The 2,998-nt window shown below is 55.0% G+C and carries 5 protein-coding genes; all 5 read left to right on the top strand.

Annotated elements, in window-relative coordinates; all coding sequences use genetic code 11:
* Positions 1 to 119: 119 nt before the first annotated feature.
* Positions 120 to 455 (top strand): hypothetical protein, encoded by a 336-nt coding sequence (locus BTJ49_RS15625; RefSeq protein WP_146742383.1) that lies wholly within the window; start codon positions 120 to 122, stop codon positions 453 to 455.
* A gap of 128 nt (positions 456 to 583) precedes the next feature.
* Positions 584 to 934, top strand: a complete 351-nt coding sequence (locus BTJ49_RS15125) for a hypothetical protein (RefSeq protein ID WP_146742382.1) — start codon at positions 584 to 586, stop codon at positions 932 to 934.
* 61 nt (positions 935 to 995) lie between these two features.
* Positions 996 to 1,286 (top strand): hypothetical protein, encoded by a 291-nt coding sequence (locus tag BTJ49_RS15120; RefSeq protein ID WP_113066258.1) that lies wholly within the window; start codon positions 996 to 998, stop codon positions 1,284 to 1,286.
* A gap of 161 nt (positions 1,287 to 1,447) precedes the next feature.
* Entirely contained in the window at positions 1,448 to 1,780 is a 333-nt protein-coding gene (locus BTJ49_RS15620; RefSeq protein WP_146742381.1) for a hypothetical protein, read from the top strand.
* A 68-nt stretch (positions 1,781 to 1,848) separates the two neighbouring features.
* The gene (locus BTJ49_RS15615) at positions 1,849 to 2,376 is read left to right on the top strand and encodes a hypothetical protein (RefSeq protein WP_146742380.1); all 528 of its coding nucleotides are present in this window, start codon (positions 1,849 to 1,851) and stop codon (positions 2,374 to 2,376) included.
* Positions 2,377 to 2,998 lie beyond the last annotated feature (622 nt).

Raw genomic sequence — 2,998 nt, 5'->3', positions numbered from 1 at the left:
GTGTCCGGAGCGTACGCTCCTGTCTGGCTCATCGAAGCCGTGTGGCGACGCGGGAGGAGTCCATTGGATCATTCAAGGCGGACGGCTTCGCCGCCGCTTAACTCCAGCGTTAGGCATCTATGGAACTCTCTTCTCTACCGCCGGAAGTTCAAGATCATCTGCCCAGCGGCTATGAGCCAGAGCGCGGAATCTGGCTTGTCCTGCTATGGGACAACGGGACGCAAGAATCAATTGTCTACTTCAACAGTTTTATTCGGGCGGAGCCTCACTATCCTGCCCCGCTGGAGCAAGTGGTCTGGTTTGGTAGCGATGGCGTTGGAAACATTCTTGGTTGGGATCGCGTGCAAAAGCTCGCCCTGCTGTGGAACCCACACGACAACGAACCTTTTTGGTCAGGCAGCGTTGCCGATCTGTGGCGATTTATTCTCGGTGGCTATGACGGCGGCAATGCCTAACCACTCGTCCAAGCGGACGCGCGTACCGCGCGCCGCTTAACTCCAGCGTTAGGCCGCAGATGAGCACCGCGGAAACTTCGATCTGGTCACTCCCACCTGAGCTTGGTATACCGGAGCCACCGGCGCTCTTGGCTGAGTCCGACAAGCTTTGGCTGGCCTATTTCTGTGCAGCAGACGATGCAGTCGCTGTTGTTCAGTTCACTGACGTCATTGATCACCATCTCTCGCCCATCAACGACGAGGGTCTAGGGCAGCATCCGTATGGGCGAGCTGGGCTCCAGCCTTATTCATTCAACGAGCTAGATGGTTCGCAAGAGACTTTACGCTGGTCTGGTCTCAAGGCGAGACACTGGGTCATCACCTTCAAGGACAACACCCTAGACGTTGTCGCCCGCTCCGGCGAGGTCATTGCTTCCGGCATGTCCTCACCCTCACCGCTCAAGGCTTTGTTGGCGGTAGTATCCGCTGGTGCGGCCTAACCCATCGTCCAAGCGGACGCGCGAAAAGCCGCGCGCCGCTTAACTCAAGCGTTAGGTATCAATGTCGAGCTACTTCGTTCACAACGGATACTTGGGGTGGTCATACGGCACGCCAGCCGATCCCCAGCTCATTGCAGCCCCTGACGCAGAGAAACTTATGCGGCTAGCCGACATCACTTTGTCTCAGGCACAGCAAATCATTCCACCTGCGCAGTACGCCAAGGAAGGCGACCCCCTGTTCAACGCAACAGGCGGGAACCGCTTCCTGTACTTTGGTAGCGCTGAAGATTGTGCCGACCTTCACCAAGACAAGATCAATTCGCCCTTGGCCATCAACTGGCAAGGAACCTAACTACTCATTCAAGCCGACCGCCCACTGGCTACGCCAGCGGTCGGCGTCTTAACTCAAGCGTTAGCCTTAATACGATGCGCATTGGCTCTGAATCACTACATGTAGACCTAGTCGTACTGGAGCGATCTTCAGTCGGCGCCCCAAATGAGGGCGACGTTCGCGTGCAAGTCGATATTGCGCTTGGGCAGTTTGGCGGTAGCTACGATTCGGTCTGGCTTGAGGGGCCAAAATTGAACGAGTTTATTGAGGGTCTTGTACAACTGGAGCGCAACCGTTCTGGTGAGGCACTACTTCGCAGCACCTCGCCAGAAGAGTTCACTCTGCAGCTTCGCTCAAGAGACAACCTTGGCCACATTGTTGTAAAGGTAGTCCTTCAGCGCCATCAATACAGCGGTCCAACATACTGGCCAACCAGAGTTTCGGGCGGCTTTGAGCTAGACCCCACTGAGCTACCGGTCATCGTCCGTCAGTTCCAAAAATTGGCCGGTGGCTAACAACTCGTTCAAGGCGGACGCCTCCGGCACCGCTTAACTCCAGCGTTAGCCATCGGGAGACATCGATCTTGTTTGGTCCTTTCAAGAAAAAACAACCTCCCTCAGAGCCGCCTAGGCGGTTTCCTCCAGTTCCAGATTGGAAGCCGGATATAGCACTTCCGCTTGACCGTATTGCTGAAAGAATTCGTTTCTACACCAATGGATCACGTGACTTTGCCGTCTTCAAATATGGCACAGTTGCTGTCCTTCCCAACGGCCTGAGCGATGCTGATGCGGAAACGCACGCAAAGCAGGCACTCCACAACGTCTTTCACGCGCATCCGGACATGAAACCGATGAACATGAAGGATGGAAACATCCTTATTCAGTACAACCATGATGTAGCCAGCATAGTGCTGGCCGATATTGTTGCGGAGCACTGGTCCGAGATTGAAAAGCAGCACCAACGAGCGCTTGCTACCTCAGAGGTGCTAATCACGCCGCATGGCAACAACAAATTTGACGACTTTGGAAAGAAGTCACTTTTCGGTCGTTGCTATATGTTCATGGATGCCCAGGAGCCTGAAGTCTTAAGAATTGAGCGGTGTAATGGCTAACAAAGCATTGCAGTACGTTCCGGCCCTTCGGGCCTCCACCGGACGCGCTAAAGCGCGCCGCTGAATTTTGGTGTTAGGCTTTATGGAACAGAGTGTCGCAAATTCGGATCTCAAGGTTGAGCTGCTACCAAGCACAGAAGATCCTGGCGCTATCTTTCGATTCGCCATGCTCTTCAATGGGTTCGAACACTTTGGTTCGCTCGAGGAGTCTGCAGCGCAGGCTCGTGCGCGGCGTCGCGAGACCCTCACTGATCTGAGAAACGAACTCTTCTTTGTTTGCCGTCGTTCGCGGCATCAAGATTCGGATGAGTATGTAGGCTTGTATCAGGAGCTACTCCCTCTCTTGCAGCAAGCAATACGGGCGCAGCAGCATGGTGCCTAACAATTCCTTAGGAGACTCCCCGTCAACGCCGGGCGCATGATGCCTTTGCCCTGGGCTTTCGGGCCATTGCCGGTTCTGCTTATTGGATGGTGCGTGTCAGCGCTGCGCGGATTCAACAGATGTCAGACTGCATTTCCTTAGACGGTCTTGTTGCACCGATGCAGCCGGTGCGGACCAGGGTATAAACCGCACCCGGCGACCTCATTCATTCATCGGACTGTCCGGTGTGCGGGGATCGAC

Source organism: Oleiagrimonas sp. MCCC 1A03011 (assembly GCF_003267965.1).
GTDB lineage: Bacteria > Pseudomonadota > Gammaproteobacteria > Xanthomonadales > Rhodanobacteraceae > Oleiagrimonas > Oleiagrimonas citrea.
The sequence above is the reverse complement of the archived record's forward strand: the minus strand, read 5'-3'. Positions and strand labels throughout refer to the sequence as shown.